The 5131-nt window shown below is 73.7% G+C and carries 5 protein-coding genes and 1 tRNA gene; all 6 read left to right on the forward strand.

The annotated features are described in order from the left end of the window. Positions 1-36 precede the first annotated feature (36 nt). The 6 genes from F6X68_RS30475 to F6X68_RS30500 all read left to right on the forward strand — a co-directional run bounded on the left by F6X68_RS30475 (position 37) and on the right by F6X68_RS30500 (position 4902). Positions 37-441, forward strand: coding sequence for a YjbQ family protein (locus F6X68_RS30475; RefSeq protein WP_132237228.1), 405 nt, complete (start codon positions 37-39; stop codon positions 439-441). A gap of 68 nt (positions 442-509) precedes the next feature. After that, positions 510-992, forward strand: coding sequence for a MarR family winged helix-turn-helix transcriptional regulator (locus tag F6X68_RS30480; RefSeq protein WP_151457484.1), 483 nt, complete (start codon positions 510-512; stop codon positions 990-992). 51 nt (positions 993-1043) lie between these two features. Further along, on the forward strand, positions 1044-3650 hold the full coding sequence (locus F6X68_RS30485; RefSeq protein ID WP_151457485.1) for a transketolase C-terminal domain-containing protein: 2607 nt from the start codon (positions 1044-1046) through the stop codon (positions 3648-3650). Positions 3651-3762: 112 nt separating this feature from the next. Then, positions 3763-4200: a DUF3052 domain-containing protein gene (locus F6X68_RS30490; RefSeq protein WP_151457486.1), complete on the forward strand. Its 438-nt coding sequence runs from the start codon at positions 3763-3765 to the stop codon at positions 4198-4200. Between the two features lie 83 nt (positions 4201-4283). Further along, positions 4284-4751, forward strand: a complete 468-nt coding sequence (locus F6X68_RS30495) for a peroxiredoxin (RefSeq protein WP_121400357.1) — start codon at positions 4284-4286, stop codon at positions 4749-4751. 79 nt (positions 4752-4830) lie between these two features. Next, positions 4831-4902, forward strand: a tRNA-Val gene (locus F6X68_RS30500). Positions 4903-5131 lie beyond the last annotated feature (229 nt).

The following is a 5131-nucleotide window of genomic DNA, read 5'->3' on the forward strand; positions in this document are numbered from 1 at the left end:
CGGTGGTTGCTGACCCCCTCGGGCAGAATGCGTCGTATGCGCAGTGAGGTCATCACCGTCCAGACCGGGGCCCGGCCGACCGTCCGGGACATCACGGCGGAGGCCGAGCGGTTCGTCGCCGGGCAGGGCGACGGCCTGCTGCACGTCTTCGTGCCGCACGCCACCGCCGGGCTGGCGATCATCGAGACCGGCTCGGGGTCCGACGACGACCTGCTCGCCGCGCTCGACGACCTGCTGCCCACCGACGACCGGTGGCGGCACCGGCACGGCTCGCCCGGCCACGGGCGCGACCACGTCCTGCCGGCGTTCGTCCCCCCGTACGCGACGCTGCCGGTCGTCGACGGCCGGCTGGCGTTGGGCACCTGGCAGTCGGTCTGCCTGGTCGACCCCAACGGCGACAACCCCACCCGGACCGTCCGCTTCTCGTTCCTCCCCGGCTGACGGCGGGGCTCCGCGCGAACCGCCGATGGTGGAGCTGCTCAACTTTTGACGCGCGTAGGATATGAGGCATGGCGCCGCAGCCCGTCCCCTCCGTCCCGCCGGATCCCGCCGACCGCGCGGCGCTGGCCGGCGACGTCGTGCGCCGCATCACGCACGTGGCCGCCGCGCTACGCCACCACCAGGACCGGGAGATCGCCGAGCTGGGGCTGACCCCGGCGACCGCGCGGGCGCTGCACGAGCTGGACCCCGACCTGCCGCTGCCGGCCCGCGACCTCGCCGAAGGGCTGGGCTGCGACCGCTCCAACGTCACCGCCCTGGTCGACAAGCTCGAGCGGGCCGGGCTGGTCGAGCGGCATGCCGACCCCGCCGACCGGCGGCAGAAGACGCTGGTGGTGACCGGGCCCGGGCGGCGGGTGCGGGCCCGCGTGCACCAGGTCATGTCGGACTCCCGACTGCTCGCCGGGCTCACCGTCGAGGAGCTGGCGACCCTGCGCGAGCTGGTCTGGAAAATCTCCGACGGCGGCTGCCCCGAGCGGTGCGACGACGACTGACCCACACCGCGTCGTTCGTGTCCGAGTGGGCGCACAGGCCGCTCGTCGGTAATGCTGTCCGACGTGACCACCCCGCAAGATCTCGACGACCGGTTCCGGGAGACGCTGGCCGCGCTGGCCACCCCGTCGCAGCGGCGCGACCCCGCACGGCCGGTCACCGACGACACGACGCTGACCGGCGCGCGGGCGCTGGACCTCTTCGACGCGCAGGCCACCAGCCGCCAGCTCGACCTGGCCGGCCGGTGGCTGCGCAGCTTCGGCGAGGGCTACTACACGATCGGCTCCGCCGGCCACGAGGGCAACGCCGCGGTCGCCGCCGCGCTGCGCGCCACCGACCCGGCGCTACTGCACTACCGCTCGGGCGCCTTCTACTGCGTCCGCGCCGCCCAGGCCGCCGGGTGGACGCCGACCGAGCGCCCCGAGGCCGCCCGCCCCGAGGCCGAGCGGGACGAGGCCGACCAGCCCTCGGGCGAGCGGTCCGACGCCGGGCGGTTCGATGCCGAGCGGTTCGACGCCCAGCGGTTCGACGCCGAGCGGGGCGGCACCGACTTGCCGGCGGCGGCCGACGGGCCCGTCGAGGCCGCGCCGGCCGACGCGGACGGCCCCGGCGACGGTTCCGCGCCGGACGCCGCCGACCCGGGGGAGCCGACCGGCGGCGCCGGGTCCGCCGTGGACCGGCCGCTCCACCCGGGGTACGCCGAGGCGGCCCGCGACGTGCTGCGGGGCATGGTCGCCTCCAGCAGCGAGCCGCTCGCCGGCGGCCGGCACAAGGTCTTCGGCCGGGCCGACCTGGCCGTCGTCCCGACCACCTCCACGATCGCCTCGCACCTGCCCCGCGCCGTCGGGATGGGGCTGGCCGTGGAACGGCTGCGCCGGCTGGAGACCTCCGGTCGGCGGGACGGGGTGCCGACCAGCGGCGGTGGGGGCGCCACGCACACCTCCTGGCCGCCGGACGCCATCGTGGTCTGCTCGTTCGGCGACGCGTCGGTCAACCACGCCAGTGCCACGGCCGCGTTCAACACCGCCGGCTGGTACGACCACACGGGCCTGCGCATCCCGGTGCTCTTCGTCTGCGAGGACAACGGCCTCGGCATCAGCGTCCGCTCCCCGAAGGGTTGGGTGGAGACCACCCTGCGGTCGAAGCCGGGGGTCCGTTACTTCTCCGCCGACGGCGGCGACCTGCCGCGGGCGTACGAGGCGGCCGCCGAGGCGGCGGCCTGGGTGCGCCGGCACCGACGCCCCGCCGTGCTCCACCTGTCGACCGTACGGCTGATGGGACACGCCGGCGCGGATGCCGAGACCGCGTACCGGAGCCCCGGAGAGATCGCGGCCGACCTCGCCCGGGACCCGCTGACCGCCACGGCACGGCTGCTGGTGGGGGCGGGCCTCGCCACCGGCGAGGAGCTGCTGGCCCGGTACGACGAGATCGGCTGGCAGGTGCGGCGGATCGCCGAGGAGGTGCTGGACGAGCCGAAGCTGACCGCACCGGCCGACGTGGTCGCCCCGCTGGCCCCGCGCCGGCCGGCACGGGTCTCCCGGGCGGTGGCGGACGCGGCGGCGCGTGCCGGCGGCCCCGGCGCCGGTGCCCGGGCGGAGGCGTTCGGCGGAAGGCCGCCGGAGCTGACCGGCCCGCTGACGCTGGCGCAGAGCATCAACGCCGCGCTCGCCGACGGGATGCTCGACCATCCGCAGATGGCGGTGTTCGGCGAGGACGTCGGCGCCAAGGGCGGCGTGTACGGGGTGACCAAGGGGCTGCGGGACCGCTTCGGCGTGGCCCGGGTCTTCGACACGCTGCTCGACGAGACCTCGGTCCTCGGGCTGGGGCTCGGCGCCGGGCTGGCCGGGATGCTGCCCGTGCCCGAGATCCAGTACCTGGCGTACCTGCACAACGCCGAGGACCAGCTGCGTGGCGAGGCCGCCACGATGCAGTTCTTCTCGCAGGGTGCGTTCCGCAACCCGATGGTGGTGCGGGTGGCCGGGCTGGCGTACCAGGAGGGCTTCGGCGGGCACTTCCACAACGACAACTCGGTGGCCGTACTCCGGGACGTGCCGGGCCTGGTGATCGCGGTGCCGGCGCGGCCGGACGACGCCGCGCCCATGCTGCGCACCTGCCTGGCCAGCGCGGCGGTGGACGGCAGCGTCTGCGTCTTCCTGGAGCCGATCGCGCTTTACCACACCCGCGACCTGTACGCCGACGGTGACGGTGAGTGGCTGTCCCACTACGCCGAGCCCGGCGCGTGGACCGGCGGTCATGTGCCGATCGGGCGGGCCCGCGTCTACGGCGTCGGCTCCGCCGAGGATGTCACGATCATCACGTTCGGTAACGGGGTGCCGATGTCGTTGCGCGCGGCGGCGACACTCGCCGACGAGGGGGTCGGCACCCGGGTGGTGGACCTGCGCTGGCTCTCCCCGCTGCCGGTGGCCGACGTCATCCGGGAGGCGGCGGCGACCGGCCGGGTGCTGGTCGTGGACGAGACCCGGCGTTCCGGCGGGGTCGGCGAGGGGGTCATCGCGGCCCTGGTGGATGCCGGCTATGTCGGAGCGGCGCGGCGGGTGGCCGGAGTTGACTCTTTTGTACCATTAGGTCCGGCGGCCCGTCAGGTTCTGGTCTCCGAGGAAGCAATTACCCAGGGTGCCCGCACGCTTCTGGCACGGTAAATTCCGTTCCACCCGGTGCGCCACTTGCGCGGGGAGCCACAACTGTGTGGACTTTGCCTGACGGCGTCGACGCGACGCCGCGGGCAGGGATGAGATGAGGAGGCACGCGACAGTGAGCGCGACCGCTGGTCAGGCCGCCGACGGGGTACGCAGCCTGGCGGACCGGTTCGGGATCGAACCGGGGATGGTCGTCATGGAGATGGGGTACGACGAAGACGTCGACCAGGATCTCCGTGACGCCCTGACCGACCGCTGTGGAGATCTGGTCGACGAGGACACCGACGAGGTGGTCGACGCGGTGCTGGTCTGGTACCGCGACGGCGACGGTGATCTCTTCGAGCTTCTCGTCGACGCCCTCGGCCCGCTGGCCGACAACGGTGTCGTGTGGCTGCTCACGCCCAAGGCGGGGCGCGAGGGGCACGTCGAGCCGAGCGAGGTCGCCGAGTCCGCGCCTACCGCCGGCCTCCAGCAGACCTCCACCGTCAACGCCGGCCGGGACTGGAGCGGCGCCCGCCTCGTCCTGCGCCGCGGGGCCAAGGGCAAGAAGTAGGCCGACGTCGGCGATCACCCGGCGGCGCCCGCTGCCGGGTGTGGCAGGCTGTTGCCCATCCGACCCCATCCTGAGGAGCTCGCATGCCGATCGAGGTTGGCGCCGAGGCGCCGGACTTCGTGCTCAAGGACCAGAACAACCAGGAGGTCCGGCTCTCGGACTTCCGTGGCAAGCGCACCGTGCTGCTGGTCTTCTACCCGCTCGCCTTCACCGGGATCTGCCAGGGTGAGCTGTGCGAGGTGCGGGACAACCTCAACGACTACGTCAACGACGACGTCCAGGTGCTGACCGTCAGCGTCGACTCGGTCTACGCCCACAAGATCTGGGCCGACAAGGAGGGCTACCAGTTCCCGCTGCTGGCCGACTTCTGGCCGCACGGCGCGGTCGCCCAGTCGTACGGCGTCTTCAACGACGTCGCCGGCATCGCCAACCGGGGCACCTTCGTGATCGACAAGGCGGGCGTGGTCCGCTTCGCCGAGATGAACATGCCGGGTGAGGCGCGCGACCAGCAGGGCTGGCGCAAGGCCCTCGCCGAGGCCGTCGCAGCCTGACCGACCGGGCACGCCGCACGACCGGGCCGGTGGGGGCAGGGTAAGCTTGCCACCCTCCGGCCCGCCGTACGGGCGTTCCGGGCGCGTAGCTCAGTGGGAGAGCACTCGCCTTACAAGCGAGGGGTCGCAGGTTCGAAACCTGCCGCGCCCACACTCTGACCAGCACGGGAACGGGCCGCCGGATGACCGGCGGCCCGCTTCGTTTCACGGTGTCCGGCCGGCTGTCGGATCACCGTCAGTGGGCCCCGCCAGGACACGAAAGTCCTACGCTCGTGGGAGCGATCCCGGCGCCGAAGCGAAGCCGGCGACCTCACCGCCGAAGCCGAGCCGGCGACCCCGTCTTGGAGGTGGTCCCATGTCCCCCCGCCAGGTCCCGCTCG

Source organism: Micromonospora sp. AMSO12t (assembly GCF_008806585.1).
Classification (GTDB): Bacteria; Actinomycetota; Actinomycetes; order Mycobacteriales; family Micromonosporaceae; genus Micromonospora; species Micromonospora reichwaldensis.